The sequence below is a fragment of the Pseudomonas sp. CFBP 13710 genome (assembly GCF_014842235.1).
GTDB lineage: Bacteria > Pseudomonadota > Gammaproteobacteria > Pseudomonadales > Pseudomonadaceae > Aquipseudomonas > Aquipseudomonas baltica.
In genome coordinates, this window is the sequence record NZ_JACYVJ010000002.1 from 682,354 (window position 1) to 708,850 (window position 26,497).

General features: G+C 65.0%; 23 protein-coding genes. 15 read left to right on the top strand and 8 right to left on the bottom strand.

Features of this window, described 5'->3' with window-relative positions; translation table 11 throughout:
* The first annotated feature begins 22 nt into the window (after nucleotides 1-22).
* From IFT44_RS07740 to IFT44_RS07750, 3 genes are read left to right on the top strand one after another with little or no spacing between them, the layout of a single operon-like run.
* Nucleotides 23-1,270, top strand: coding sequence for a cysteine desulfurase-like protein (locus IFT44_RS07740; protein ID WP_192103846.1), 1,248 nt, complete (start codon nucleotides 23-25; stop codon nucleotides 1,268-1,270).
* A 21-nt stretch (nucleotides 1,271-1,291) separates the two neighbouring features.
* Nucleotides 1,292-2,164, top strand: coding sequence for a MurR/RpiR family transcriptional regulator (locus IFT44_RS07745; RefSeq protein ID WP_122479161.1), 873 nt, complete (start codon nucleotides 1,292-1,294; stop codon nucleotides 2,162-2,164).
* A 45-nt stretch (nucleotides 2,165-2,209) separates the two neighbouring features.
* Entirely contained in the window at nucleotides 2,210-3,118 is a 909-nt protein-coding gene (locus IFT44_RS07750) for a polysaccharide deacetylase family protein (protein WP_192136883.1), read from the top strand.
* Nucleotides 3,119-3,130: 12 nt separating this feature from the next.
* Here the strand turns inward: IFT44_RS07750 and IFT44_RS07755 are convergent, their stop codons facing one another.
* From IFT44_RS07755 to IFT44_RS07775, 5 genes are read right to left on the bottom strand one after another with little or no spacing between them, the layout of a single operon-like run.
* On the bottom strand, nucleotides 3,131-3,808 hold the full coding sequence (locus IFT44_RS07755) for a GntR family transcriptional regulator (protein ID WP_192136882.1): 678 nt from the start codon (nucleotides 3,806-3,808) through the stop codon (nucleotides 3,131-3,133).
* A gap of 30 nt (nucleotides 3,809-3,838) precedes the next feature.
* A complete protein-coding gene (locus IFT44_RS07760) occupies nucleotides 3,839-4,651 on the bottom strand; it encodes an ABC transporter permease (protein ID WP_197975745.1) in 813 nt (270 codons plus the stop codon).
* Nucleotides 4,652-4,653: 2 nt separating this feature from the next.
* On the bottom strand, nucleotides 4,654-5,511 hold the full coding sequence (locus IFT44_RS07765) for an ABC transporter permease subunit (protein WP_122713158.1): 858 nt from the start codon (nucleotides 5,509-5,511) through the stop codon (nucleotides 4,654-4,656).
* Nucleotides 5,512-5,555: 44 nt separating this feature from the next.
* On the bottom strand, nucleotides 5,556-6,602 hold the full coding sequence (locus tag IFT44_RS07770; protein ID WP_192049657.1) for an ABC transporter substrate-binding protein: 1,047 nt from the start codon (nucleotides 6,600-6,602) through the stop codon (nucleotides 5,556-5,558).
* 30 nt (nucleotides 6,603-6,632) lie between these two features.
* Nucleotides 6,633-7,727, bottom strand: a complete 1,095-nt coding sequence (locus IFT44_RS07775; RefSeq protein ID WP_192175696.1) for an ABC transporter ATP-binding protein — start codon at nucleotides 7,725-7,727, stop codon at nucleotides 6,633-6,635.
* Between the two features lie 322 nt (nucleotides 7,728-8,049).
* Here IFT44_RS07775 and IFT44_RS07780 point away from each other — a divergent pair, with 322 nt between their 5' ends.
* On the top strand, nucleotides 8,050-9,486 hold the full coding sequence (locus tag IFT44_RS07780; protein ID WP_197976843.1) for an amidase: 1,437 nt from the start codon (nucleotides 8,050-8,052) through the stop codon (nucleotides 9,484-9,486).
* A 79-nt stretch (nucleotides 9,487-9,565) separates the two neighbouring features.
* Here IFT44_RS07780 and IFT44_RS07785 read toward each other — a convergent pair whose 3' ends face one another.
* Both IFT44_RS07785 and IFT44_RS07790 read right to left on the bottom strand, forming a co-directional pair.
* Nucleotides 9,566-10,300 carry an aspartate/glutamate racemase family protein gene (locus tag IFT44_RS07785; protein WP_192136880.1) on the bottom strand — a complete coding sequence of 245 codons (735 nt, stop codon included), beginning with the start codon at nucleotides 10,298-10,300 and terminating at the stop codon, nucleotides 9,566-9,568.
* A 25-nt stretch (nucleotides 10,301-10,325) separates the two neighbouring features.
* Nucleotides 10,326-11,057: a GntR family transcriptional regulator gene (locus IFT44_RS07790; protein ID WP_342214274.1), complete on the bottom strand. Its 732-nt coding sequence runs from the start codon at nucleotides 11,055-11,057 to the stop codon at nucleotides 10,326-10,328.
* A gap of 320 nt (nucleotides 11,058-11,377) precedes the next feature.
* On the opposite strand from IFT44_RS07790, the gene IFT44_RS07795 reads away from it, so the two are divergent.
* The 11 genes from IFT44_RS07795 (at nucleotide 11,378) to rmuC (ending at nucleotide 22,890) form a co-directional block, all read left to right on the top strand.
* Nucleotides 11,378-12,403, top strand: a complete 1,026-nt coding sequence (locus tag IFT44_RS07795) for an ABC transporter substrate-binding protein (protein ID WP_192175698.1) — start codon at nucleotides 11,378-11,380, stop codon at nucleotides 12,401-12,403.
* A 1-nt stretch (nucleotide 12,404) separates the two neighbouring features.
* Nucleotides 12,405-13,265 carry an ABC transporter permease gene (locus tag IFT44_RS07800; RefSeq protein WP_122479152.1) on the top strand — a complete coding sequence of 287 codons (861 nt, stop codon included), beginning with the start codon at nucleotides 12,405-12,407 and terminating at the stop codon, nucleotides 13,263-13,265.
* A 3-nt stretch (nucleotides 13,266-13,268) separates the two neighbouring features.
* Nucleotides 13,269-14,039, top strand: coding sequence for an ABC transporter ATP-binding protein (locus IFT44_RS07805; protein WP_122479151.1), 771 nt, complete (start codon nucleotides 13,269-13,271; stop codon nucleotides 14,037-14,039).
* Between the two features lies 1 nt (nucleotide 14,040).
* Entirely contained in the window at nucleotides 14,041-15,039 is a 999-nt protein-coding gene (locus IFT44_RS07810) for an NAD-dependent epimerase/dehydratase family protein (protein WP_192175699.1), read from the top strand.
* Nucleotides 15,036-15,833: an SDR family NAD(P)-dependent oxidoreductase gene (locus IFT44_RS07815; protein WP_199861479.1), complete on the top strand. Its 798-nt coding sequence runs from the start codon at nucleotides 15,036-15,038 to the stop codon at nucleotides 15,831-15,833. The genes IFT44_RS07810 and IFT44_RS07815 overlap by 4 nt, the downstream gene beginning before the upstream one ends.
* On the top strand, nucleotides 15,830-17,212 hold the full coding sequence (locus IFT44_RS07820; protein WP_192175700.1) for an amidohydrolase family protein: 1,383 nt from the start codon (nucleotides 15,830-15,832) through the stop codon (nucleotides 17,210-17,212). Before IFT44_RS07815 ends, IFT44_RS07820 begins: the two co-directional genes overlap by 4 nt.
* Nucleotides 17,209-17,937: a maleate cis-trans isomerase family protein gene (locus tag IFT44_RS07825; RefSeq protein WP_192175701.1), complete on the top strand. Its 729-nt coding sequence runs from the start codon at nucleotides 17,209-17,211 to the stop codon at nucleotides 17,935-17,937. Before IFT44_RS07820 ends, IFT44_RS07825 begins: the two co-directional genes overlap by 4 nt.
* 1 nt (nucleotide 17,938) lies before the next feature.
* Nucleotides 17,939-19,375 (top strand): dihydropyrimidinase, encoded by a 1,437-nt coding sequence (hydA, locus tag IFT44_RS07830; RefSeq protein ID WP_122479146.1) that lies wholly within the window; start codon nucleotides 17,939-17,941, stop codon nucleotides 19,373-19,375.
* Entirely contained in the window at nucleotides 19,372-20,118 is a 747-nt protein-coding gene (locus IFT44_RS07835; RefSeq protein WP_192175702.1) for a fumarylacetoacetate hydrolase family protein, read from the top strand. Before hydA ends, IFT44_RS07835 begins: the two co-directional genes overlap by 4 nt.
* An 889-nt stretch (nucleotides 20,119-21,007) precedes the next feature.
* Entirely contained in the window at nucleotides 21,008-21,301 is a 294-nt protein-coding gene (locus tag IFT44_RS07840) for a sel1 repeat family protein (RefSeq protein WP_122479144.1), read from the top strand.
* A 182-nt stretch (nucleotides 21,302-21,483) separates the two neighbouring features.
* Nucleotides 21,484-22,890 (top strand): DNA recombination protein RmuC, encoded by a 1,407-nt coding sequence (rmuC, locus tag IFT44_RS07845; RefSeq protein ID WP_185794194.1) that lies wholly within the window; start codon nucleotides 21,484-21,486, stop codon nucleotides 22,888-22,890.
* Here rmuC and IFT44_RS07850 read toward each other — a convergent pair.
* On the bottom strand, nucleotides 22,861-26,331 hold the full coding sequence (locus tag IFT44_RS07850) for a hybrid sensor histidine kinase/response regulator (RefSeq protein WP_192053975.1): 3,471 nt from the start codon (nucleotides 26,329-26,331) through the stop codon (nucleotides 22,861-22,863). The two genes, rmuC and IFT44_RS07850, sit on opposite strands and share 30 nt — an antisense overlap.
* Nucleotides 26,332-26,497: the final 166 nt, after the last annotated feature.

The window sequence follows — 26,497 nt, forward strand, 5'->3', positions numbered from 1 at the left end:
ACAAGCAAACGGGAGACTCACTTTGACTGCCCTCGATATCGACTACGTCCGTCGCCAATTTCCCGCACTCGCCGACGGCTACGGCTACCTGGACAACGCCGGCGGCTCGGCGGTGCTCAAGCCGGTGGCCGAGCGCATCACCGAGTACCTGCTCAACCACGCGGTGCAGCTTGGCGCTTCGTACGAACCGTCGGTGAAAGCCGGTGCCAAGGTGCTGGAAGCACGCGCCTCGGTGGCCCAGCTGATCAACGCTCGCCACTCTGAAGAGTGTGTGATGGCCGGTTCGACCACCTTGTTGCTGCAGCTGCTGGCTCGGGCGATTGCGCCGTCGATCGGCGCGGGCGACGAGATCATCGTCACGCACAGCGACCACGAAGCCAACATCGGCCCCTGGCAGCGCCTGTGCCAAGAGCGCGGGGCCACCCTGCGCGTATGGTCGGTTGATCCGTCGAGCCTGGAGCTGGAGCTGCGCGACCTGGAGCAACTTCTCGGGCCGCGCACGCGTTACGTGGCGATGACCCACGCGTCGAACATTCTGGGCAGCGTCAACCCGGTCGCGCAGGTTGCCGAGCGCGTGCACGCCTGCGGTGCCAAGCTGGTGGTGGACGCTGTGGCGTACGCACCGCACCGTCTGGTCGATGTGCAGGCCAGCGGCGCCGACTATTACGTGTTCAGCTTCTACAAGGTGTTCGGCCCGCATTTCGCGGTGCTGTGGGGCAAGCGCGAACTGCTGCTGGAACTGCCCAGCCTCAACCATTTCTTCATCGGCCAGGACGTGCTGCCGTACAAGCTGCAGCCGGGCAACGTCAACTACGAACTGTCCTACGGTTGCATGGGCATCAGTGACTACCTGCTGGACATCGGCCGGCGCCTGGGCACCGCAGGCAGCGAGCGGCAGATCATGCAGGCGGCCTTCGATGCGTTCGAGGTGCAGGAAAACCTCTTGGCCGAGATTCTGCTGGGCTATCTGCGCGAGGCCGACGGCGTGCGCATCATCGGCAAACCACGGGTGACCGCGGGCGACCGGGTACCGACCATCAGCTTCGTCGTCGAGGGCGTGCAGTCCGAGGCCATCGTGCGACAGGTGGACGCGGCACGCATCGGCATTCGTTTTGGTGACTTCTATGCCCGTCACTTGATCGAAGAACTGGGCCTGGCACCTCAGGGAGGGGTGGTACGCGTTTCCATTGCGCACTACAACACCGTCGATGAAATGACGCGGCTGGTGGAATGCCTGGCCCGAGCCATCGCAGACCTGCGTCCCAGCTGACCGCCATCGAGCCACTGAACCATGCCATTACCGCACACCCTTGAAGAACTGCGCAGCGCCATTGCGGTGGGGCAGGACAAACTCACTGCGCGCATGCGCGATGCCGCCCAGTACGTGATCGAGCACCCCCACGATGTGGCGCTCAACACGGTCGCGGCCCTGGCCGCGCGTTCGCAGATTCCCGCTTCAGCGTTCATTCGTCTGGCCCAGGCCTTGGGCTTTGGCGGTTTCAGCGACCTGCAGCGGGTGTGCAAGGCGCCGCTGGAGAAAGCCGGGCAGGGCAGCTTCAAGGAACGTATTCGCCATTATCGCGGCGAACAGTTGCTCGACGACCCGACCGATGTGGGCGCCATGCTCGGCGCCTTCAGTCGGGCCAACATCGTCTCCCTCGAACACCTTGCCGAAGGGCAGCAGGTGCAGGCGCTGGAACAGGCCATCGGCTTGCTGCAACAGGCGCGCACCACGTTCGTGGTGGGCATGCGCCGTTCGTTTCCGATGGCTGCCTACCTCAGCTATGCCCTGAGCCGTGTCGGCCGGCGCGCCGTGCACATCAGCGGCCTGGGCGGCAGCCTGCGCGAGCAGGTCGGCGCGCTGCACGGTGACGACGTGCTGGTGGCGGTGAGCTTCCCCCCGTATGCCCAGGAAACCATCGACGCCTGCAACCAGGCGGTGGCGGCCGGTACGCCTATCGTTGCCATCACCGACAGCCTGCTCAGCCCCATCGGCCAATGCGCCTCGGTGATGATCGAAGTCGACGACGCCGAACTGCTTGGCTTTCGCTCGTTGACCGCCGCGTTCTGCGTGGCCCAGACACTGGCCATGGGCCTGGCCTTCGCCGCAGGTGAAACCTTTGGCGGCATCGACCACGACGCTTTGAAAGATATCGACTGCTGAGGCCCCAGGCCCGGCATTTTGCCCAACCTGCTGGAGAGCCGTACCGTGACATCACCCCTAAGAGATCTGGTCGGCTATGGCCAGCAACGTCCCCAGGGTACCTGGCCCAATGGCGCCCGGCTGGCGATCAGCCTGGTCATCAACTACGAGGAAGGCTCCGAACGGTCCCTGGCCATGGGCGATCCCGATCAGGAAAGCATGACCGAGTGGGGCAGCTATCAGTTTCCCGATGGCGTACGCAACCTGGCCATGGAATCGATGTACGAATACGGCTCGCGGGTCGGTATCTGGCGCATCCTGCAGATTCTGCAGAAGGCCAACGTGCTGGCCACGTTTCATGCCTGCGCGGTGGCCTTCGAGCAGAACCCCGACGTGGCGCGGGCGGCGGTAGAGCTGGGCCATGAAGTATGCAGCCATGGCTACCGTTGGGAGGAAGTGTTCCGCCTCACCGAGGAGCAGGAGCGCGAGCACATTCGCCTGGCCATCGAGTCCTTCCAGCGCACCTGCGGCAAGCGCCCGGTAGGCTGGTACTGCCGCTATGGCGCCAGCGTGCGCACCCGTCGCCTGGTGGCCGAGGAGGGCGGTTTCCTCTATGACTCCGATGCCTACAACGATGACGTGCCGTACTTCGTCGACGTCGAAGGCAAACGCCGCCTGGTGGTGCCGTACACCAGTGACGTCAATGATTTCCGCTACTGGAATTCGCCGGGCCTGTCCCAGGCTTCCGACTTTCTCGAGTACATGAAGGAAAGCTTCGAGGTGCTGCACGAAGAATCTGCAGACGGCCTGCGCATGATGTCCGTCGGCCTGCACCCGCGCATGGTCGGACGCCCGGGCCGGATACGCGCCTTGCAGAAGTTCATCGAGTACGCACAGGGCCACGAAGGCGTGTGGTTCGCCACTCGCGAGCAGATCGCCCAGGCGTGGCTGGAGCGTGACGCTGCCGCAGTGTGAAAGCGGCTCTCTTTACCCGAAGACACTCTCCCACCTGATCGCGCTGTGCTGTTCCTGGCTCAGGTCCAGCACGCTTTCCACGTGGGCGAGGTGATGCAGCATCAGGGCAATGGCACGTTTTTCGTCCTGGGCTTCGATGGCGGCGACGATCGCGCTGTGTTCGTCCTCGGGGCAGGCATGCATTTGCGGACCGTCGTAGAGCGCGTGCATCAGCGACGTCACCGGACACAGCTGGCGCATGATGCGAGTGATGAAGCTGTTGCCACCGATCTCGGCCAGCAGGCTGTGGAAATTCCCGGACAGCTTGATCAAGGCGCGCCGATCCTGGTTCTTGCGCGCCAGCGCCTCCTTTTTCAGGTGGGCATGTAAAGGCTTGCGCTGGGCCTTGGTCGAGCGGTGGATGACGTTGCGAATGATCTCCGGTTCCAGCAGCCGGCGGGTGGCGAACAGGTCACGGGTTTCCTGCACCGTGGGGCTGGTGACGAACGCGCCGCGGTTGGGGTGCAGCTTGACCAAGCCTTCCTTGGCCAGCGCCATGAGCGCCTGGCGAATCTTGTTGCGGCCCACGCCAAACGCGATCGCAAGTTTCTCCTCGGCCAGCTTGATACCCGGCGGCAGGCGGTGCTCCATGATGGCGATGGTGATGTGTTCGGCGATGCCATCGGCATCCTGTGGTGTGTTCAGATCCATATCCGTTTCCTGACGTACCCTTGCCCGCGGTCAGCCGCGGATGCGCCGACTGATGCCGGTCAATTTTTCCATCACTACCATCATCACCAGGGTGACGATCACCAGCACGCTGGACAGAGCGGCAATGGTGACGTCCAGTTTGCTCTCCAGGTCCTGCCACATGCGGATCGGCAGCATGTCGGTGCGTGCGTCGCGCAGGAACAGCGAGACGGCAGTGTTATCGAACGAAGACATGAACGCAATGAATGCCCCGGCCGCGATGCCTGGCGCAATCAGCGGCAGGGTGATGCGCCGCAACGCGTGCGCTCTCGAAGCACCCAGGCTGGCAGCGCTTTCCAGCAGCGCCGGCGGCAACTGCATCAGCGCCGAAGAGGTGGTACGGATGACGTAGGGTACGCAGACCACGGTGTGACCGATCACTAGCGTCGTCATCGATACCGGCACGCCCAGCTCGCTGAAAAAGATCAATGCCGACAGGCCGAACGCCAGCCCCGGCAGAATCAACGGTGACATGAACAGCGCATCGAGGCAGCGCGCTGTCTTGCTCGTGGAACGGGCGATGGCCAGCGAGGCGGCAGTGCCCATGACCACACACAGAAGCGTGGTCATCGACGCCACCAGAAAGCTGTTCCACGCCGCGAAATGCAGGGTGAACGCCTTGAGCAGGGCGACATACCAGCGTGTCGAGAAGCCCTGAGGCGGAAAGCGCAGCGAGTAGCTGTCGGTGAACGAGACGATCAGCACGATCAGCGTCGGTGCCAGCAACAGGATAAGGGCGGCCCAGGCCACCAGATAGAGGGTGCCCTTGAGGGCGATGTCCGACAGGTCGTTTCGACGTCCCATGCTCATGTGGTCGCGTACCCCTTGCTGAGGCGGCCCAAATAGCTCAACAGCGTCACGCAGCCGATCACGGCCACCAGGAACACCAGTGAGATGGCTGCAGCGTATGGCCAGTTCTGCAGGGCCGACGCCTGCTGGTAGATGTACATCGGCATGAACAGCATCTGCCCGCCACCTACCAGAGACTGGGTAATGAAGGCGGTGATGGTCGCCGAGAAGGTCAGCAGACTGCCGGCGATGATGCCCGGCAGCGACAGCGGCACGGTGATCCGCCGGAAGGTGCGCCAGGCATTGGCGCCCAAGGCGGCGGAGGCATCCTCAAGATTGCTTTCCAGGCGTTGCAAGGTAGTGATCAAGGGCAGGGTCATCAGCGGCAACTGCACATTGGCCAGCGCCCAGATCAACCCTTCTCGGGAGTAGAGCAGACGCAGCGGCTTATCGATCCATGCCCAGCCCAGCAGCAGTTCGTTGACGATGCCCTGGCGCCCGAGGATCACCACCCAGGCGAAGGTGCGCACCACCACGCTGGTCAGCAGAGGCATGACGATGATCATCATCAGCACCTTCTGGGTGGTCGGCGAGCTGCGCACGTAGGCCCAGGCCAGAGCGTAGCCCAGGCCCAGGCACAGCACGGTAACCTGCACGCCGAGCCACAAGGTATCGCCAAGCACGCGCAGCGCCAGGCCTTCGCCGAAGATCTTCGCGTACTGCGCTACGCCCCAGACGCTGACGGCGGTGTCGTCGTGCAGGCTGACCAGCACCAGCAACAACAGCGGCGTGATGAAGAACAGCACGAAGAATGCTGCCAACGGCAGGCCGTAGCGCAGGCTGTACACGGTGACGTCATGGTTTCGGGCGCTCACGTGCCGCACTCCTCACAGCGGGAAGGGATGGCTCCAGGCATGGCTCAGACCTGGATGTCCTTGTTGAAGCGCTCGATCCAGGCCGCCCGGTTCGGATTGATCACCTTCCAGTCCTGAAAGCGAAACCGGGATTTCATTTCTGCCTGGTCCTTGGCCAGTGATTCGGCTATCTCGCCAGACATTTTTACCTGCATGTTGGTCGGCACTACCAGGTAGGGCGCTTCCATCAGCTGCGATTGCACCTGGGGCGACATCGACGCCTCGATCAAGGCGAACGCCAGATCGCGATTCGGTGAGTTCTTGACGATATGGATACTGGTCTTGAACGCGATCGCGCCTTCCTTGGGCGCCACCCATTCGACCGGTACGCCACGGGCCTTGAGGATCTGGATGGCGTTGAAGTTGCCTGGGCTGATGTCGATCTGGCCTTGCTGGAACAGCGACGCCAGCTGACCGGGGTTGGCGGCGACGGCGGCCAGGTTGGGCTTGAGTTTGGCCAGCAGTTCAAAGGCCGGTTCGATGTTGCTGTCCGAGCCGCCATGCAGTTTGGCCAGCTCGACCATGAAGCCGGTGCCCAGGGAGGAGTTCATGTTGGTGATGCCTACCCGGCCCTTGTACTCGGGCTTCCACAGGTCCATCCAGGAGTCGGGAGGGGTCTGGATAGTGTCAGGGTTATAGGTCAGGCCAACGATCTGATAGAAGATGCTCGGCCCCATCGGGTCTTGGGCTTCGGGCATCAACTGCTGATAGTAGGCGCTGTCCGCCACCGGGTAGGGCTCGATCAAGCCCTGTTCGATGGCGGTCAGGGCAGGGCCCGGATCGTGCAACATGACGTCGATGGGCGGATGTTCACGGGAGGCCATGACCTTGGAGATCTGGTCGACAGAGATCATCGGGTCGAGAATGATGTTCGCGTCTTTCATGTGTTCCAGCGCGGCAGGCACCAGCACGGCCTTGTGTGCTTCTTCCCAGCTGCCGGTAAACGTCGCGAACACCAGATTGCGCGCCTGCGCCATGGTCAACTGCGGGAACAGCTGCAGTGCACCCAGAGCCAGGGCGGATTGCATGATGCGTCTGCGGGAAATATCCATCGTCGATTCCTCGTGCGGGTCAGTTCAGGGCTACAGGCTGGGCGCGGTAAACGTGGTGATCGCATGGGCGCTGATAGGCCGCAGGCCCACCTGAGTGCCGGGCTTCAATGGCTCGGCACCCAGGCCGCGCGGCGAAGCAATCTTGATCCGCTGTCCGCCGGGCGTGAGCATTTCGTGGACGATCGAAGGGCCCAGCGGCAGGCCGAGTTCGACCTGTGCGGGGAATCCGTCGCCTGCCTCCGTCAGCTCCAGATTCTCCGGACGAATGCACGCCACCACGGCGCTGCCGGGCTGGGCGTCGCGCGGCGTACGGCAGGCCAGCAGGCTGCCGTCGGCCAGGCGTATCCGGGCCGACTCCCCGGCGTAGCTTTCCAGGGTCCCGGGCAGCACGTTGGCGCTGCCGACGAAGGTATTGACGAACAGGCTGCTGGGCGAATCGTAGATCTTCGATGGCGCGGCGAACTGCTCCAGCCGGCCGGCGTTGAGCACCGCCACGCGGTCGGCCATCGACAGCGCTTCCTCCTGGTCGTGGGTGACCATCACGCAGGTCACGCCCGACTGGCGCTGGAGCCGCTTGATCTCGATCTGCATGTCCATGCGCAGGCTTTTGTCCAGGGCCGAAAACGGTTCGTCGAGCAACAGGATGCGCGGTTCCACGGCCAATGCCCGGGCCAGCGCCACGCGCTGCTGCTGGCCACCGGAAAGCTGGCGCGGATAGCGGTCGGCCAGATGACCCAGCTGGATCATCTCGAGCATTTCATCGATGCGCTGCTTGCGCCGCGAGCGTGGCACGCCGCGCGCATCCAGACCGTAGGCGATGTTTTCGGCCACGCTCAGGTGAGGAAACAAGGCGTAGTTCTGGAACACGATGCCGATGTCGCGGTGATGCGGGGGCAGGTGGTCGATGAGCTTGCCGCCGATCACCACCTTGCCCGAGGTCTGCGGCTGGAACCCGCCGATGATGCGCAGCAGGGTGGTTTTGCCACAGCCGGAGGGGCCCAGCAGCGCCACCAGTTCGCCGGCGGCTACTTCCAGGGTGATGTGGTCGACCGCCGGAGCTGCACCGGCGTACTGATGGAAGATGTCGTCCAGGGTAAGGTCGAAACCGGCGGTGGCAGTCGTCATGCGGTGGCTCGCAGTGCTGAACTAGGTTATCTGGCTCGAAGCAATGCATGTGCCAAGCAGGACAGAGCCGGTCATCCCACGGTTTAACTCGTTGTTTTAAATGAACCGATAGCTGGATGCGGGTTACCTTGGTATCAGGATTGTACACAAAATAGTTAACTAAATATTGCACTGAATCAGTGCTCTATCTAATCATGTTCACCATTATGTCGCTCGCCAGCCGCCTTGACCTGCTTGCCCGCACCCGCTGTTACGGGCCCTGCGTCCGGCGGCGCGGATCTTGCTGAAACAGCGGTATCAGCCTTTCGCAGTGGAGTGACCCATGGATATTCATCGTCTCAAGGCGCAGCAGATCGCTCACCTGGTCAACACCCGTCAGCTGAGCGCGGTCGAGGTGGCGACAGCGGTGTGCGATCGTCTCGAGCGGTTGAATCCGTCGCTCAATGCGTTCATCGATTACCAGCGGGCCGACGTGCTGGCTCGAGCGCGTACCAGCGACCAGCGGGTCGCCGCCATGCAATACCTGCCTTTGGCCGGCGTACCGTTCAGCGTCAAGGACAACCTCTGGTTGGGCGGCCGACCGGCGAGTTTCGGTTCCAGGGTGTTTGCCGACTTCGTGGCGCCGCGCGATTCGTGGTGCGTGCAACGCCTTGGCGAACTGGGCGGCGTGGCGCTCGGGATGACCAACTGTTCCGAGTTTGCCTGCAAGGGCATCACCACCAATCCGCTGCACGGCACCACCCGCAACCCGTGGAACCTCGAGCTGACCCCCGGCGGGTCGTCGGGCGGCGCGGTGGCTGCAGTGGCGGCCGGGTTGGGACCATTGGCCCTGGCCACCGACGCCGGCGGCTCCACCCGGCGACCGGCCGCGCACACCGGGCTGGTCGGCTTCAAGCCGAGCCTGGGTGCCGTGCCCAATCCCTGGGGGTTCGCCGACCCGAACCATCTGCTCTCAGTGATCGGCCAACTGGGACGCGATGTCGAGGACGTTGCACTCATGGCCCGCAGTTTGTTCGCCTGGTGCCCCTCCGACCCGTTGTCGCAGCCACATTTTAGCGCTCAGTCGCTAGCCCCGACGCCGCGAGCGCCGCGCTCGCTGCGCATTGCCTGGTCGCCAGATCTGGGGCTGGGCCTGCCACTGGACAGCGATGTTGCCAGTGCGATGGTTGCCGCGCTGGCGACGCTGGAGCGCGATGGCTGGTCCATCGAGCTGGCCAGCCCGCGCTGGCCAGGCGGCCTGGAAGGCTATGCGCTGCTGGGCTTGCAGCACACGGCGCTGGCTGCGCAATTCGGTGCGCTGGCGGATGAGCAGTTGCAGCAGCTGGATCCGGATATTCTGGCGCAGATAGAGCTGGGCAGAGCGTTGTCCGGGGTGCAAACCGCGCGTCTGCTAGCGTTGCGCAATGGGTTGTCGATCACCCTGGCCGCGTTTTTCGATGACTACGATCTGCTGTTGTGCCCGACCGCGCCGGTGGAAGCCTGGGCCGTGGGGCAACTGGGCCCCGCGACCATTGGCGGTCAGCCCGCCGGGCCGCGCGGACATGCCGGTTATACCCCGGTGTTCAACTACTGCGGGGTACCCGCACTGTCGTTGCCCTGCGGGTTCGGCAAGCAGGGACTTCCGGTAGGCCTGCAGGTGATCGCCCCGCGCTACATGGACGGGCGCGTGCTTCAGGCCGCCGCGGAAATGGAGCGCGTGCTGGGCCTGTCGTTCGAGGCGCCCATGCTGCGCAACCAAGGTATCCCCCAACCCCTGTAGCAGCGGCGCAAGCCGCGTCGGCGGCACATGCGGTTTGGCAGGCACACCGCGGTGAACCCGGACGCGGCTTGCGCCGCTGCTACAGGAGGGCCTGCAAGCCCGCTGGCAAGCCTTGGTTGGGCTTGGCGGGTGGGCGGGCGAAGCTGCCTTGGGTGGCCCGACCCGCCTGCAGGCGGTGCAACAGCTGCGCCTGGGCCACGCCGCACGACACGCCGTCCACCACCGGAACCGGCAACCGCCCGGCCAACCCACGTGCCAGCCCGGCCAACGGCGCACCGGCGAGGATCAGCACGTCGGCGCCATCTTCGTTCACCGCCAGGTGGCTCAGCTCCAGCAGGCGCTCGGCATGATCCTCCTGCACGCTGCCGGCATCGCGCAGCGGGCGGTCCAGATGGCGAATGCTGGCCAGACGGTCGAGCATGCCGTTCTGTGCCACGCACTCGCGGTACCAACTGGTGATGCGCCGGGAGATGGCGATGATCGAGATCCTCTGGCCCAACTGGGCGGCCGTCATCAGCGCCGCTTCGGTCATGCCCACCACCGGCACGTCCAGTACCTCCTTGAGCGCAAGCAGCCCGGGATCACCGAATGCCGCCACCAGTACTGCGTCGTAGCTGCCCAGACGCTCCCCGGCAATGATCGTCGCTGCGTGCGCGCCGAGCAGGGCTTCGAAGCGGGTTTCGATGTAGGCCACGCCACTGGGTGCCGTGGCCATCTGGATCTGCGTGTCCGTTGCTGCTGTGCGGCGCGCTTCCGTCTCGATCAGGTCGGTGACGCTCTGGGAGATATTGGGGTTGATGATCAGCAGTCTCATGGCGACTCCGGGCGGTCGGGTGGCGTTAGCCGAAAATAGCGTGCAGGTCGACCTCGGCCTCATCTTCCAGCGACAGGTCGAGCGTGGCCTCGATATGGTCGAGGTGGCCCAGCATCAAGCCGATGGCTGCCTCGACCTCACCCTGTTCCATGGCCTCGACGATTTCGGTGTGCTCATGGTTGGGGCAGGCAGGCACGTTCGGCGAGTCGTACAGCAGAATGATCAAGCAGGTCAGCGAGGACAGCTCGCGCATCAGTTTGACCAGGGGCGGGCTGTCGACCATCTGCGCGATCAGCAGATGAAACTCGCCGGACAGGCGAATCACCGCGCGCTTGTCGCCTGTCTCGCGCGCGGCGCGTTCTTCGGCCACATGGGCGTGCAGGCGACGAAACTGCTGGCTGTCGGCCTTGGCCACCAGGCTGCGGATCAGCGCGGGCTCGAGAATGCGTCTGGCCTGGAAAATATGCCGGGCTTCTTCCACCGAGGGGCTGGCGATGAAGGCGCCGCGATTGGGGATAGTGGTGACGATCCCTTCGTGGGCCAACCGCGCGAGCACCTCGCGGATGCGTGTGCGATTGACCTGGAACACCCCGGCCAACTTCTCTTCCACCAGCTTGGTGCCGGGGATCAGGCGATGTTCCATCACGGCGTTGAGGATGCGTTCGTAGATACCGTCGCGCGTGTTCCCAGTGCCCAGGATCTGCCCAGTGCTGCGGGCCTTGCGAGGTGCAGGAGAAAGTGTTTCCGAGTTGAGCACGTGCGCGATCCTCGTCAGCCTGATTACGGTCAATGGTGGATTGTCACAAAATGGTGAGCGATTGTCCAAGCATGCACCGTCGCAACTCATTCGCCGCCACGGACTGCTTTATTGAGCCTGCTCATCTCGTCACCACGGGAGCCGCCGCCGAACGTGAAAGCGCCACCGCGCGATCACACAAGCCCCGCCGTACAGGGCCTGGATACCAAAGGCGCCCATAGAAAGCAATGCGGTTTTCAAGCGATGCCACAAACCTGGCATAACCGTTGCAAACTCTTTGCCACAAAGCCTCAGCCTTTAGTGACAATTGGAGAAGCCCGATGCCAGCTATTCGTTCGTCCACTACCTTGCTCAAGCGTGCCGTTTCGGCCTTGGTGTTGAGCCTCGGCATGATGGCCATGTCCCACGCCGACGAAGCCAAGCCGGTCAAGCTCGGTTATGCCAAATGCGCCCACTGCACGCCGTTGTCCCTGACGCCGCAAAACGCCACCGGGGTGAAACTCGACGCCATTGCCTTCAACACCGGCAACGATGTACTCACAGCGCTGCTGTCCAAGAGCATCGACGTGGCGCAGGTCACCTACCTGCATTACGCCACGGCGCTGGACAAGGGGTTCGACGTGGTGGCCGTGTCCGGGCAGATCAACGGCGGCTCGCAGATTCTGGTGGGCAACGACCTGCCGGTGCAGGCAGGCGACTGGGTCGGCTTGAAGGCGCTCATCGACAAGTACAAGGCCGAAGACAAGCCGTTCCGGGTCGCCGCCTCGCGCGGCAATGCGCAGGATATTCATATGCGTGGGGCGTTTCTCAAGCACGGCATCGATATCAACAAGGATGTGCAATTCATCAACATCCCCAACCCGTCTGACCACGTGCAGGCACTGCGCCGCGGCGAAGTGGAGCTGATCACTTCGGTGGACCCGTTCGCCACCCAGATCCGCGAGGTCAAGGCGGCCAAGTTCTTCGACTTTCCCTACGACCAGGCGGCTGGCAAGTTGACCAACCTGATCGTTACCCGCTCCGATGTGATCGAGGACAACCGCAAGGGCGTCGAGGAAACAGTGCGTTCCATCGTCAAGGTCAATGACCTGATGGCCAACGACAAGCCGCTGTTCATCGACACCATCCAGAAAGTCACCGGCCTGGACAAGGCCATCGCCACCGGCGCAGTCGACAACCTCTACCCCGACTACGCCATGCACCGCGCCTCGGCCGTAGCCATTGCGCAAATGATGCGCGACCTCAAGTACATCAGCACCGATGTCAGCGAGCAGGTAGAGAAGAACCTGGACTACAGCTTTCTGGAAGCGGTGACCGGCAAGCCGAAAACCGAGCTGGGGTATTGAGATGAAAAGTACCGCCATCAAGGCGCACGGGGTCGGGCGAGGGCATGGCCCGTCCCTGGCCCGGCGCCTGTACAAGCGCATCGAACGCGGCATCGTGCCGGTATTGCTGCTGGTCGGCTGGGAGATCTTTTCCCGCTCCGGGATTTTGCCGCGCGCGCTCCTGCCGGCGCCGTCCCAAGTCATCATCGCCTGGGCAGACTGGGTCTTTGCCACCGATGGCAATACGCAAAGCTACAGCGGCCACTGGATTCTCGATGTGGCGGCCAGTTCGTTCCGGGTGTTCGCAGGCTTTGCCCTGGCCGCCTTGCTGGGCATCGGCGCGGGCATGGCCATCGGTTGGTCGCGCACCGCAGAAAACCTGTTCGAGCCGGTGCTGCAGATTCTGCGCCCGATCCCGCCGGTGTCCTGGATTCCCCTGGCGATCATCTGGTTCGGCATTGCCGACAAGCCGGCGATCTTCCTGGTGTTCATGGGCGCATTCTTCCCGGTGCTGTTGAGCACCATTCACGGCGTCAAGAACTGTGACCGCAACCTGTTGCGGGCAGGCGCCATGACCGGTGGTACGCCAAGCAGACTACTGCTTTACATCGTCTTCCCGGCGGCGCTGCCGAGCATCTTCTCCGGCCTGCGCATCGCCATCGGCTCGGCGTGGATGCTCACCGTCACCGCGGAAATGGTCGCGGTTAAAAGCGGCGTCGGTTACGTGCTGTGGGATTCCTATTACTTCCTGCGTTACGACATCGTCATCGCTTCCATGGTCAGCATCGGCCTGCTGGGCTTTCTCAGCGACTATGCGATCAAGCGCGTGGGTGCGTACCTGCTGCGCTGGCAACGTGGTTCCACTTTGCAGAAGGAGGGCTGAGGCATGGCACTGATCACCATCGACCGCGTCTCGCGCGTGTTCGAAGACCCCAAGCGACCCACCGGCATCGTGGCCCTGGACGATGTCAGCCTGACCGTGGCACGCAACGAATTTCTCTGCCTGCTGGGCCCCAGTGGCTGCGGCAAGTCGACCCTGCTGAACATGATCGCCGGCTTCGATCACCCTACCCAGGGCACGGTCAGCGTGGGCGGGCAGTCGATCACCGCACCGGGGGCAGACCGTGGCGTGGTGTTCCAGCAAGCCAACCTGATGCCTTGGTTGCCGGTCTGGGAGAACGTTGCGTTCCACTTGAAGATGCGCGGTGTGGGCAAGGAGATACGCCGGGAGAAGGCGCAGAAATTCATCGAAATGGTGGGCCTGGCCGGCTTCGAGAATCACTTCCCCAGCGAGCTGTCCGGCGGCATGAATCAGCGCGTGGGTATTGCCCGAGCCTTGCTGATGAACCCTGAGGTGATCCTCATGGACGAGCCCTTCGGTGCGTTGGACGAGCAGACCAAGATGGACATGCACGCCGAGCTGATCCGGATCTGGCGCGAAAGTCAGAGCACCATCGTGTTCGTCACCCATGGTATCGATGAGTCGCTGGCCCTGGGTACCCATGTCGCCGTGATGTCGGCACGTCCGGGACGCATTCGCGAGCTGCTGCCGATCGAGCTCGAACGTCCGCGCGACCCGACCAGCAAGGCCTTCAATGACTACAAGCGGCATATCCTGTCGCTGCTGCGGCCGGAACCTGTGCGGGAAAGCGCCTGAGATGAAGACGCTGATCACCGGCAGCAGTGGCTTCGTCGGCCTGGCGTTGAGCGAGCACTTGCTGGCGGCGGGTGAAGAAGTGATCGGTTTCGACCTGGGGCCGATTCCAGACGCCGCGCGAGCGGTTTTCGCCGAGTTGCCGGGACGCTTCATCGAGCATCAGGGCGATGTGCGCGATGCAAGCGACCTGCGTACGCTCATGGGTCGTCATCGCCCCCAGCGAGTGGTGACCCTGGCCGCCATCACCGCCGACGCCGAGCGCGAGCGATTGGCGCCCCAGGCGATCTTCGAAGTGAACGTGGGCGGGGTGCTTGCGGCCATCGGCGCGAGCGCCGAGTGCGGCGTGTCGCGGCTGGTGCACATCAGCTCGGGCTCGGTCTACGGCACCACCGGGCGTCACGCGCCGTTGCTCGACGAAGCACGTTCCGCCTTGGCCCCCGAGGGCCTGTACGGCCAATCCAAGCGCAGCGCCGAGGACGCGGCGCGGCGCCTTGCCCAACTGCATGGGTTGCCCTTGGTTATCGGCCGCCTGGGCACTTGCTTCGGGCCCTGGGAAGCCGACACCGGCGTGCGCGACACCCTCAGCGCACCGCTGCAGTTGTTGCAAGTGGCCCGCCGTGGCGGCACGGCGATCCTGGCGCGCGACAGCCTGCGCGACTGGCTGTATGTCCGCGACGCCGCGCGGGCTATCGGCTGCCTGCTGGACCAGCCGCAGTGGCGATATCCCCTCTATAACCTGGCGGCGGGTTTCCAATGGCCGCTCAGTCAATGGTGCACGCGCCTGGCCACACGCTTCCCGGACTTTCGCTGGCGTCTGGCGGCGCCGGGTGAAACACCGAACATCGAGCTGTACGCCGACTACGACCGGGCGAGCATGGCGCTCGACCGTCTGCGCGAAGACTGCGGTTTCGTTCCGCGATTCGACATCGACGCTGCCGATCACGACTTTCATCACTGGCTTGCCCACGTGGTAGGCCCCCAGACAACGGTGAACCCATGACCCCCACCCTTTTGGCGAACTCATCGAGCATGGCGGGCCAGGTGTGCATCGTCACCGGTGCGGCCTCCGGCATCGGCCGCGCCATTGCCTGGCACCTGGCAAGCCACGGTGCCTGCGTGGTCATCGCCGATGTCACCACGGCTGTCATCGAGGGCGGCGAGCCAACCGCCGACCTGATTCGCGCCGCTGGCCACCAGGCCCTGTTCGTGCAGACTGACGTTGCCGACAGCGCTCAGGTCGAAGCCCTGGTCAAGACCACGGTAGCGCGCTTCGGGCGCCTCGATGTGCTGGTCAACAACGCCTGCATCCGCCACGCCCGGCCCTTGCTCGAGCTCGACGAGGCCGACTGGCAGCGTGTCCTGGACGTTAATCTGGGGGGTGTCTACCGCTGTTGCCGGGCTGCCGTGCGGCAAATGGCCGGCCAGGCGCTGGTGGGCGAAACCCGCGGGCGCATCGTCAACCTGTCTTCGCAACACGGCATGATTGCCGCACCCCAGGACTTGGCCTATGGCGTGAGCAAGGCGGCTGTGGATTACCTCACCCGGCAGGTCGCCAGCGACTATGCCGAGCAGCGCATCGTCTGCAACGCGGTGGCGCCCGGCAAGATCCAGACCGGCGCCGGTGGCCGGGCGGTCGACCCGGCGGTGATGGAGCGGGCCACGCGGCGTACCCCCTGGCCGCGGTTGGGCCATCCCGACGATGTCGCCAAGGCCGTGCTGTTTCTGGCCAGCGCCGAGGCCAGCTTCATCACCGGCACCACGTTGATGGTGGACGGCGGGTGGATGGCCGCATGATCGACAACCCACTGGATCTACTGATTACCGGCGCCGTGCTGCTGGACCCGGTCGACGGCCTTGCGCAGTCCGCAAGCCTGGGCATCCGTGGCCAACGCATCGCCCACGTCGGGCCTGCCGACCAGCCTGCGCCCAAAGCCGTGCGGCATCTGCACTTGCCGGGCCGAGTGGTGGTGCCCGGCTTCGTCAATACCCATTACCATGCCGGCCTGAATTTCGTCCGGGGGGTGGCGCCGGACTGCGGCTTCGCGCCGTCCTACACCCCCGGCCTGCCACAGGCTTCATGGCTCAGCCCGGAAGAAGCACTGGCGTTGTCCCGCCTCGGTGCACTCGAAGCGCTGCGGGCGGGTTGCACCACGCTTGTGGACAGCTTCGTGCATGCCGAGCACACCGTGGCAGGCATGGCCGAAACGGGTATGCGGCTGTTTGCCAGCCAACGTCTGGCCGATGTCGATTTCGCCTCGGTGCTGCAGGGCACGCGGCGCTTCGACCTGAAGCGTGGCCTGGCCCAGCTGGATCACGCCGAGGCCTTCGTCGAACGCTGGGCAGGGCAGGCCGACGGACGTATCCAGGCCCACCTGACCGCTCACGCACCCGACACCTGCTCGCTGGACTTCCTGCGCCAGATCGATGCCTTGGCCCGCCGCCATGGTCTGCAGATCAGCACGCACCTGGCGCAGAGCCAGGACGAACTGGATTGGGTGCGTGCTACCCACGGCCGCTCGCCGGTGCAACTGCTCGATGAGCTGGGCATGCTCGATTCGCGCCTGCTGGCCGGTCACTGCATTCACGTGGATGACGAGGACATCGTACGCATCGGCGCCTCCGGTGCGCATGTCGTGCACATCCCGGTCGGCAACGCCATGTCCGGACGGGTGGCGCCGACGCGCCGCCTGCTGCAGGCCGGCGCGCGCCTGTGCCTGGCGACCGACACCATGCACGGCGACATGATCGAGGTCATGCGCTGGGCGCTGGCGGTAGGGCGGTTGAGTGCCGGGCGGGTGGCCGACGACTGGCAACCACGCGACGTGCTGCGCATGGCCACCGTCAACGGCGCCGCGGCGCTGGGTTGGGGCGAGCATCTGGGTCGATTGGCGGTCGGCCAGTTGGCTGACCTGGCCATCCTCGACTATCGACAGCTCCACCTCACTCCCTGCATCGATGCGTTGGGCAGTTTGGTGCACAACGCCACCGGGGCCGACGTCGAAACCGTGATCGTCGACGGTCGAGTGGTGATCGATCAAGGCCGCTCGACCCAGGTCGACGAAGCCTGTGTACGTGCCGCAGCCGACACCGTTTGCCGCGGCCTGTGGCAACGTTGCGAAAAGCCTTTGCGCGCCTATCCTTCCTCGCACGCGATCACTGGAGGTCCAGCATGACCCGCCGTATTCGCCTGGGCGTGCTTACGCCTTCCTCGAACACCGCACTGGAGCCGCTGACCCAGGCGTTGATAGCCAGCCTGCCGGAAGTCAGCGTGCATTTCTCACGCTTCAGTGTCACCCAGATCGCCCTCAGCGCCGACGCGCTGGGCCAGTTCCAGCGCGAGCGGATTCTGGACGCGGCGCGCTTGCTGGCCGATGCCCATGTCGATGTCATCGGCTGGAGCGGTACCTCTGCCGGATGGCTGGGTTTCGATACCGACGTGGCGCTGTGCCAGGCCATTACCGAGGCCACGGCGATACCGGCGACGACCTCGGTGCTGGCACTGAACAAGGCGCTGCACCGCTTCGGCATTCGCCGCCTGGGCCTGGTCTCGCCGTATCTGGCGGATGTGCAGGCAAGGATCGTTGCCAATTATGCCGCTCTGGGTATCGATGCCAGCGCCGAAAGCCACCTGTCGCTGCAGGACAATTTTTCCTTTGCCGAAGTGGACGAAGCTATCCTGGATCGTCAGGTGGCCGAGGTGGTCGCGGCCGGTGCCGAGGCCATCTCCACCTTCTGCACCAACCTGCACGCCGCCCACCGCGCCGAGTCCTGGGAGCGCCAGCACGGGGTACCGGTGTTCGACACGGTGACGACGGTGCTCTGGGACATGTTGAACATGACCGGCGTGGACACACGTCGCTTGACCGGCTGGGGCCGGCTACTGCTTGAAGAGGCTTGATATGCAACCTTTCGATACGGTTATTCGCAACGCTCGCGTGGTCACTGCCGCAGACACCTTCACCAGTGACATCGGCATTCGCGACGGGCGCATCGTTGCCCTGGCCCTGGAGCTGCCTCCGGGCCTTGCGGAAATCGACGCGGCCGGCCGGCACGTGACCCCGGGCGGCATCGACAGCCATGTGCACCTGGACCAGCCCACCGGCGACGGCTCGGTCATGGCCGACGACTTTTTCAGCGGCACGGTGTCGGCGGCCTGCGGCGGGACCACCACGGTGATTCCTTTCGCCTGTCAGCAGAAGGGTGAAACCCTGCGTGCAGCAGTGGATGACTACCATCGCCGGGCAGGCAACAAGCCGGTGATCGACTACGCCTTTCACCTGATCGTCACCGACCCCACGCCGCAGGTCCTGCGTGAGGAATTGCCGGCACTGATCGCCGAGGGCTATACCTCGTTCAAGATCTACATGACCTACGACGCGCTGAAACTGGGCGATCGAGAGATTCTCGAAACCCTGTCCGTGGCCCGCCGCGAAGGCGCCATGGTCATGTTGCATGCCGAGAACAGCGACTGCATCGCCTGGCTCACCGAGCGGCTGCTGGCGGCCGGGCTCAGCGCGCCGCGCTACCACGCCAGCTCGCGACCGATGCTGGTGGAACGCGAGGCCACGCACCGGGCCATTGCCTTGGCCGAACTGGTGGATGTGCCCATCCTCATCGTCCACGTGTCGGGTCGCGAGGCCGTGGAGCAGATTCGCTGGGCGCAGAACCACGGCTTGAAGGTGTATGCCGAAACCTGCCCGCAATACCTGTTTCTGACCGCCGACTCGCTGGGCTGCGACGACAGCTTCGAAGGCGCCAAATGCATCTGCAGCCCACCGCCTCGGGACGCTGCAAACCAGCAGGTGATCTGGGACGGGCTGGAAAACGGTTCGTTCGAGATCTTCTCGTCCGACCACGCGCCGTTTCGTTACGACGGCCCCGATGGCAAGAAGGCCCACGGCGAAGACGTGTCGTTCGACCAGATCGCCAACGGCATTCCCGGTGTGGAAACACGCATGGCGTTGTTGTGGTCCGAAGGCGTGCGCACCGGGCGCATCACGGCGCAAAGTTTCGTCGCGCTGACGTCGACCAACGCTGCGAAGATGTACGGGCTGTACCCGCGCAAGGGCAGTATCGCCATCGGCGCGGATGCCGATCTGGTGATCTGGGACGAAGGGCAGCCGGTGTCGATCAGCAACGAGATGTTGCACCACAACGTCGACTACACCCCTTACGCCGGCATGCAGCTGAGCGCCTGGCCGGCCATCACCCTGTCGCGCGGCGAAGTGGTATGGGACGGTGAGCCTCGGGGCGAAGCGGGGCGGGGCCAGTTTTTGCCCTGCGAGCGTCCGGCACCGGCGCAGGTGCGTCGGCGCAACACCGAGTTGCCGCTGTGAGCGCGGTCGAGCAGGTGGCGCAGCGGCTCATACGCGCCTGGCGCGAGGGTCGGCGGCAGCCGGTCGAAGGTTTGCGTCTGGACAGCGAGGCGCAGGCGTATGACGTGCAGCGGCGGGTGGCCGAGGCGATGGGCTGGTTCGCCCACGCGCCCGCGCGGGCCTGGAAACTGGGCGGTGCGCCGGGCAGCCTCATCAGTGCGGCAGGCGTGCCGGCCGGTACCGTACGCGCATCCGGGTGGCAGGTGCCGCCCGGGCACTGCCACGCGTTGGGTATCGAAGGCGAGCTGTTCGTGCGCTTGTCCCGGGATCTGGACGAACACACCGACCTGGCCGCCGCCTATGCGGCCATCGACGCCTGGATGCCGGGCATCGAGTTGTGCGATACGCGCTGGGTCGACGGCATCCAGGCCGATACCCTGCTGCGACTGGCCGACCAGCAGCTCAACCGTGAGTTGATCGTTGGCCTGCCTGTAACGCTGGCGTCCATCCCCGACTGGTCGGCCCAGGCCGCAACGCTGCGTATCGACGGCGAACAAGTGGTGCGTGGCCTGGGCAGCCATCCGTTCCGCGAACCGTTGAACTCCCTGCCATGGCTGGCGCGACACGCTGTCGCACTGGGCAACCCGCTGCGCGCGGGCGATCTGATCGCCACCGGAAGCTGGACCGGTATCCACTGGGCGCCCCCAGGCGCCAGCATCGAAGTCGACTTCCCCGGCATCGGCAGCGTAACCCTCGCCACCTGACCCACCGCGTTGCGCCCTTCGCGGCCACGGACCGCTCCTACAGTGGTCATGCGCTGCCACGGGGATCGAGCGCCATCTCCCGTAGGAGCGGTCATCGGCCGCGAAAGGTGCGCCGCGGTATGCTTGCCGCCTGCGCTGGCCCTTTCGCGGCCACGGACCGCTTCTACAGTGGTCATGCGCTGCCACGGGGATCGAGCGTCATCTCCCGTAGGAGCGGTCATCGGCCGCGAAAGGTGCGCCGCGCTATGCTTGCCGCCTGCGCTGGCCCCTTCGCGGCCATGGACTGCTCCTACAGTGGTCATGCGCTGCCACGGGGATCGAGCGCCATCTCCCGTAGGAGCGGTCATCGGCCGCGAAAGGTGCGCCGCGGTGCGCTTGCCGCCTGCGCTGGCCCCTTCGCGGCCACGGACTGCTCCTACAGTGGTCATGCGCTGCCACGGGGATCGAGCGCCATCTCCCGTAGGAGCGGTCATCGGCCGCGAAAGGTGCGCCGCGGTGCGCTTGCCGCCTGCGCTGGCCCCTTCGCGGCCACGGACCGCTCCTACAGTGGTCATGCGCTGCCACGGGGATCGAGCGCCATCTCCCGTAGGAGCGGTCATCGGCCGCGAAAGGTGCGCCGCGCTATGCTTGCCGCCTGCGCTGGCCCCTTCGCGGCCATGGACCGCTCCTACAGTGGTCATGCGCTGCCACGGGGATCGCGCCATCTCCCGTAGGAGCGGTCATCGGCCGCGAAAGGTGCGCCGCGGTGTGCTTGCCGCCTGCGCTGGCCTCTTCGCGGCCACGGACCGCTCCTGCGGGGAGGGGGTGTGGCGCCGGTCATTGCCCCCGCGCATTCGCCGGGAAAAAAGAGTAGAGTGGCGCGCTTTTCCGATCTGCCCAAAGTTTTTTCATGAAAAGTTCCGCACCCGCTGCACCCAAGCGCTTCACCCTCAAGGTCGCCCTCTGGCTGCTCGACAGCCCCCGCCTGGGCCACAAGGTCAACGTCAAGCACCTGGCCGGGCGCATGCTCAAGCAGCCCGCGCGCGAAGGCGTGGTGGTCGCGCAGAGCCGCCTCGGCCAGTTGATGTGCCGCGATTGTGGCAACGCCCGTGACCAGCGCATCGGTCAGCAACTCCTGCGGCAGGCCGCCCGCGCCGGCGATGCGGGCGCACAGAACGCACTGAGCGATCTGCGTCGCGACTGACACTCGGTTTGCCCCAGGCGGCCAATGGCCTCAGACTGCCGCTCATCGAATTCGCATGAGAGCACACCATGGCCCTGGACGTGACCAGCCTGTTGATTGGCCTGCTGGCTGCCGCCTTGCCGTGCCTGGCGCTGGCCTGGCAGCTGCAGCGCAGGAGCACCGCCGCCCTGGCCCAGGTCGCCTTGCTCGACGAGCGCCTGAGTAACGCCCAATTGGCTCAGGACGGCCTGAGCGCGCAGCTCGACGCCTGCCGCGATGAGGTCAGCGATCTGAGCCAGGCCAACTCGGCCAAGCAAGCTGAACTGGCCGGCCTGCGCCGCGAGGTCGAACTGCTGCAGAACGAACGCGACAATGCCCGCGATGCCGCCCACGCCTGGAGCCTGGAGCGCAGCACCCGGGAAACCGAGTTGCGTCGCCTCGATGCCCAGTGCGCCGGACTATCAGCCGAATTGCGCGAACAGCAGGACAGCCACCAGCAACGCCTGAACGACCTGCAGGGTTCACGGGACGAACTGCGCGCGCAGTTCGCCGAACTGGCCGGCAAAATCTTCGACGAGCGCGAGCAACGTTTCGCCGAAAACAGCCAGCAACGCCTGGGCCAGTTGCTCGATCCCCTCAAGGAGCGTATCCAGTCGTTCGAAAAGCGCGTTGAAGAGAGCTACCAGAACGAGGCCCGCGAGCGCTTTTCCCTGGGCAAGGAACTGGAGCGCCTGCAACAGCTCAACCAGCGCCTGAGTACCGAAGCCACCAACCTGACCCAGGCCCTCAAGGGTCAGAAAACCCAGGGCAACTGGGGCGAGCTGATTCTGGAGCGGGTGCTCGAGCATGCCGGGCTGGAGAAGGGCCGCGAGTACCAGACCCAGGTCAGCCTCAAGGGCCCGGATGGCGAGCGCTTCCAGCCCGACGTGCTGATCATGCTGCCCGGCGACAAGCAGGTGGTGGTCGATTCCAAGGTCAGCCTCACTGCCTATCAGCAATACATCGCCGCCGAAGACGGTGCCATTGCCCAGGCGGCCTTGAAGCAGCACGTGCTGTCGCTGCGCAATCACGTCAAGGGCCTTTCCGGCAAGGACTACAGTCGCCTGGACGGTTTGCACAGCCTGGATTTCGTCCTGCTCTTCGTGCCCATCGAGGCGGCATTCTCGGCCGCGTTGCAGGCCGAGCCCAACCTGTTCCAGGAGGCCTTCGACCGGCAGATCGTCATCGTCAGCCCGACCACCCTGTTGGCCACCCTGCGCGTCATCGACAGCCTGTGGAAGCAGGAGCGGCAAAGCCAGAACGCCCGCGAGATCGCCGAGCGCGCCGGATGGCTGTATGACAAGTTCGTGTTGTTCATCCAGGACCTCGACGAAGTCGGCAACCGCCTGCAGCAGTTGGACAAGGCCTACGGCGCGGCGCGCAACAAGCTCACCGAAGGACGTGGCAACCTGGTCAGCCGCAGCGAGCAACTCAAACTGTTGGGCGCCCGCGCCAGCAAGAGCCTGCCGCCTGACCTGCTCGAGCGCGCCATGACCGAGGCCCATCAAGACAGCGGCGCCGAGGCCGACGCCGACGGCGTGTCAGTGCCGGCCCAGGTGCCGGTTGAGTAGCGCTCGCAAGGCCGCAGGCTTCACCGGTTTGGCCAGGTAGTCCAGGCCGGCGGCGTGCACCAGGGCGACGGTTTCGGGGCGCGCGTCGGCGCTGATCACCACGCCCGGCACCGGCTCGGCCAGCGCAGTGCGCAGCCAGGCCATCAGTTGCGTACCGGTTTCTCCCTCGTCCAGGTGGAAATCCACCAGCGCCAATTGCGGCCGCTTGCCGGCGGCCAGCAGTGCTGCGCACTCCTGGCGATTGCGTGCGGTCCATACCTCGCACCCCCAGCGGCTGAGCAAGCTGTGCATGCCCAGCAGGATGCTGTCTTCGTTGTCGACGCAGAGCACCCGTGCACCACCCAGCGGTTGGCTCATGGGCGTCGGGGCGGGCAGGGCGGTTGCCGTGTCTGCGCCGGCCAGGGGCACGGTCACACTGAACACGCTGCCATGGCCAGGCCATGAGCGCACCTGCAGCGGATGGCCGAGCACCCGGCACAGGCCGTCGGCAATTGCCAGGCCCAGCCCCAGGCCTTTCTCGGCACGGGTCTGGTGACTGTCCAGGCGCTTGAATTCTTCGAAAATCATTTCCAGCTTGTCGCGGGCAATGCCCGGGCCTCGGTCCCACACCTCCAGGCTCAGCGCACCTGGCTTGCGCCGCACACCCAGCAGGATCGGACCGCGTCCATAGCGGAAGGCGTTGGTGAGGAAGTTCTGCAGTACACGGCGCAACAGCTTGATATCGCTGTCCACCCGCAGCGCGCTGCCCCGCAGGCGAAAGTCCAGGCCCTGTTCCCGAGCCTGGGCCTTGAACTCAGGGCCCAAGGCGTCGAACAGTTCGTTGAGCGCGAAGCCCTTGCGGTCCGGGCTGATCTTGCCGTTCTCCAGGCGGGAAATATCCAGCAGGTCGCTGATCAGGTCTTCGGCCGAACGCAAGGAGTTGTCCATGTGCTGCACCAGCTGGCTGGCTTCGGCCGACAGGCCCGGCTGATGAGACAGCGCTGCGGAGAACAGCCGCGCCGCGTTGAGCGGCTGCATCAGGTCGTGGCTGACCGCTGCCAGGAAGCGCGTCTTGGACTGGTTCGCCGACTCGGCATGGCCCTTGGCTTCGGTCAGCGCCTGGTTCAGCTGGGACAGCTCATGGGTGCGCTCGGTTACCCGCTGTTCCAGGCCTTCGTTGGCGTCCTTGAGCGCCTGCGCTGCTTCGCGGTAGGCGGTGATGTCGGTGAAACTCATGACGAAGCCACCGCCCGGCATCGGGTTGCCGATCAGCTCGATGACCCGCCCGTTGGGAAACAGGCGCTCGGAGGTGTGCGCGCGACCCTGACGCATCCAGTGCAGGCGCCGGGCAACGTGTACCTGCGCCTCGCCGGGCCCGCACAGGCCGCGCTCGGCGTTGTAGCGGATGATGTCGGCAATCGGCCGGCCCACGCTGATCAAGCCTTCCGGGTAATTGAACAGCTCCAGGTAGCGGTGATTCCAGGCCACCAGGCGCAGCGACTGGTCGATCACGCTGATGCCCTGGGTGATGTTCTCGATCGCGCCCTGCAGCAGGGCACGGTTGAACTGCAGCACTTCGCTGGCTTCGTCGGCGATACGCACCACGTCTTCGAGCTGCATGTCGCGGCCTTCGATGGCCGCCTTCACCACCGCGCGCGTCGACGAGCTGCCCAGCACGCCTGCCAGCAGCCGTTCGGTATGGGCTATCCACTGGCCATCGGCATTCTGGTTGGGGTTGAAACCCTTGCCTTGCCGATAGGCGTAGCGCAGAAAGCTTTGCCGTGCGCGCTCCTCGCCGACGAAGCGTGCCGCCAGGTTGAGCAGGTCATTGATCTGCACCGCCAGCAGCGAGCGGCCATGGGGCCCGGCATTGATCTCCTGGCCGATGAATCGCCCGGCTTGCCAATGTTCGCTGACGCGGGTACGCGAGAGCACCGAAACCCAGGCGAACAGAATGAAATTGCCGGCCAGCGACAGCACCACCCCTTGGGTCATGGGGCTGATGGGCAGGCCGAACGGGTTGCCGTGAATCCAGGCCAGGCCGGGGAACACGTCCAGCGGCAGGTTCAAACTGTGCGCCGCCACCGGCAGCACCAAGGTGTAGAACCAGAGAAAGATGCCCACCGCCAACCCGGCGAAAACCCCGCGACGGTTGGCCTGTTTCCAGTACAGCGCACCGAGCATTGCCGGGGTCAGCTGGGTTACGGCGGCAAAGGCAATCTGGCCGATGGTGGCGAGGCTGGCGGTGGAACCGAGCAGACGGTAGCTGACGTAGGCCAGCAGCAGGATCACCACGATGCTCACTCGGCGGACGCTGAGCATCCACTGGCGAAACACTTCGAAGGGCCGTTCCGCGCTTTGCCGACGCAGCAGCCAGGGCAGCAGCATGTCATTGGAAACCATGGTCGACAGCGCTACGCTGGCGACGATGACCATGCCGGTCGCCGCCGAAGCACCGCCGATGAAGGCCAGCAAGGCCAGGGCCGGGTGGGCTTCGGCCAGTGGCAGGCTGATGACGAACGAGTCGGGAATCACCGAGCTGGGCAGCAGCATCTGCCCGGCCAGGGCAATCGGCACCACGAACAGTCCGGCCAGGATCAGGTAGGCGGGAAACACCCAGCGCGCCAGGCGCAGGTCCTGCGGGTCGGTGTTCTCCACCACGGTGACGTGGAACTGCCGCGGCAGGCAGAGAATGGCCATCATCGCCACGCCGGTCTGCACCACCATCGAGGGCCAATTGATCGTCTCTTGCCAGTACGCCTCCAGGCGCGGCGCCAGCATGGCCTGGTCGAGCAGGTCCTCGAAACCGTCGTACAGCCCATAGGTGACGAAGATGCCCACGGCGAGGAACGCGAACAGCTTGACCAGCGCCTCGAAGGCGATCGCCAGGACCATGCCGCGGTGGTGCTCGGTAACGTCCAGCGTGCGTGTGCCGAACAGGATGGTGAACAGCGCCAGCACCAGCGTGACCACCATGGCGGTGTCCTGTACGCGGGTACCGGTGGCGTCGGCACCGGCGCCGATCAGCAGGTTCACGCCCAGCACGATGCCCTTGAGTTGCAGGGCGATGTAGGGCAGCACGCCGACCAGGCAGATCAGCGCCACCACCACGGCGAGGCTCTGCGACTTGCCATAGCGCGCCGCGATGAAGTCGGCAATCGAGGTGATGTTTTCCTGCTTGCTGATCATCACCATTTTCTGCTGCACCCAGGGGGCCAGCAGCATCAGCAGCACCGGCCCCAGGTAGATCGGCAGGAACGCCCACAACTGCTCGGCCGCCTGGCCCACCGCGCCGAAGAACGTCCAACTGGTGCAGTACACCGCCAGCGACAGGCTGTAGACCCAGGCCCGCACACGGGGCGGCAGCGGCGTGCTGCGGCGGTCGCCATAGAAGGCGATGGCGAACATCACGGCCATGTAGGCCAGGGCGACGGTGGCGATCAATCCGCTGGACAACGACATCGGTGACTCCGGAACGGGGCAGGCGGAAGCCCGGCGAAGCGGGCACCCGCCAGTCTCGCACGGCGCATGCGATGGCGTCAGCGCCGACCATGGTCGCAGCCACTGTCATCGAGTTGGGCGATAGGCGGTATAGCGTTATGCTGTGCGCCGACGATGCCGCCGCTGC

Coding starts and splice junctions, on each gene's coding strand:
- IFT44_RS07745 (WP_122479161.1), top strand. CDS start 1,292: ATGCCATTACCGCACACCCTTGAAGAACTGCGCAGCGCCATTGCGGTG.
- IFT44_RS07755 (WP_192136882.1), bottom strand. CDS start 3,808: ATGGATCTGAACACACCACAGGATGCCGATGGCATCGCCGAACACATC.
- IFT44_RS07760 (WP_197975745.1), bottom strand. CDS start 4,651: ATGGGACGTCGAAACGACCTGTCGGACATCGCCCTCAAGGGCACCCTC.
- IFT44_RS07770 (WP_192049657.1), bottom strand. CDS start 6,602: ATGGATATTTCCCGCAGACGCATCATGCAATCCGCCCTGGCTCTGGGT.
- IFT44_RS07775 (WP_192175696.1), bottom strand. CDS start 7,727: ATGACGACTGCCACCGCCGGTTTCGACCTTACCCTGGACGACATCTTC.
- IFT44_RS07780 (WP_197976843.1), top strand. CDS start 8,050: ATGGATATTCATCGTCTCAAGGCGCAGCAGATCGCTCACCTGGTCAAC.
- IFT44_RS07785 (WP_192136880.1), bottom strand. CDS start 10,300: ATGAGACTGCTGATCATCAACCCCAATATCTCCCAGAGCGTCACCGAC.
- IFT44_RS07795 (WP_192175698.1), top strand. CDS start 11,378: ATGCCAGCTATTCGTTCGTCCACTACCTTGCTCAAGCGTGCCGTTTCG.
- IFT44_RS07800 (WP_122479152.1), top strand. CDS start 12,405: ATGAAAAGTACCGCCATCAAGGCGCACGGGGTCGGGCGAGGGCATGGC.
- IFT44_RS07805 (WP_122479151.1), top strand. CDS start 13,269: ATGGCACTGATCACCATCGACCGCGTCTCGCGCGTGTTCGAAGACCCC.
- IFT44_RS07810 (WP_192175699.1), top strand. CDS start 14,041: ATGAAGACGCTGATCACCGGCAGCAGTGGCTTCGTCGGCCTGGCGTTG.
- IFT44_RS07815 (WP_199861479.1), top strand. CDS start 15,036: ATGACCCCCACCCTTTTGGCGAACTCATCGAGCATGGCGGGCCAGGTG.
- IFT44_RS07820 (WP_192175700.1), top strand. CDS start 15,830: ATGATCGACAACCCACTGGATCTACTGATTACCGGCGCCGTGCTGCTG.
- IFT44_RS07825 (WP_192175701.1), top strand. CDS start 17,209: ATGACCCGCCGTATTCGCCTGGGCGTGCTTACGCCTTCCTCGAACACC.
- hydA (WP_122479146.1), top strand. CDS start 17,939: ATGCAACCTTTCGATACGGTTATTCGCAACGCTCGCGTGGTCACTGCC.
- IFT44_RS07840 (WP_122479144.1), top strand. CDS start 21,008: ATGAAAAGTTCCGCACCCGCTGCACCCAAGCGCTTCACCCTCAAGGTC.
- IFT44_RS07850 (WP_192053975.1), bottom strand. CDS start 26,331: ATGTCGTTGTCCAGCGGATTGATCGCCACCGTCGCCCTGGCCTACATG.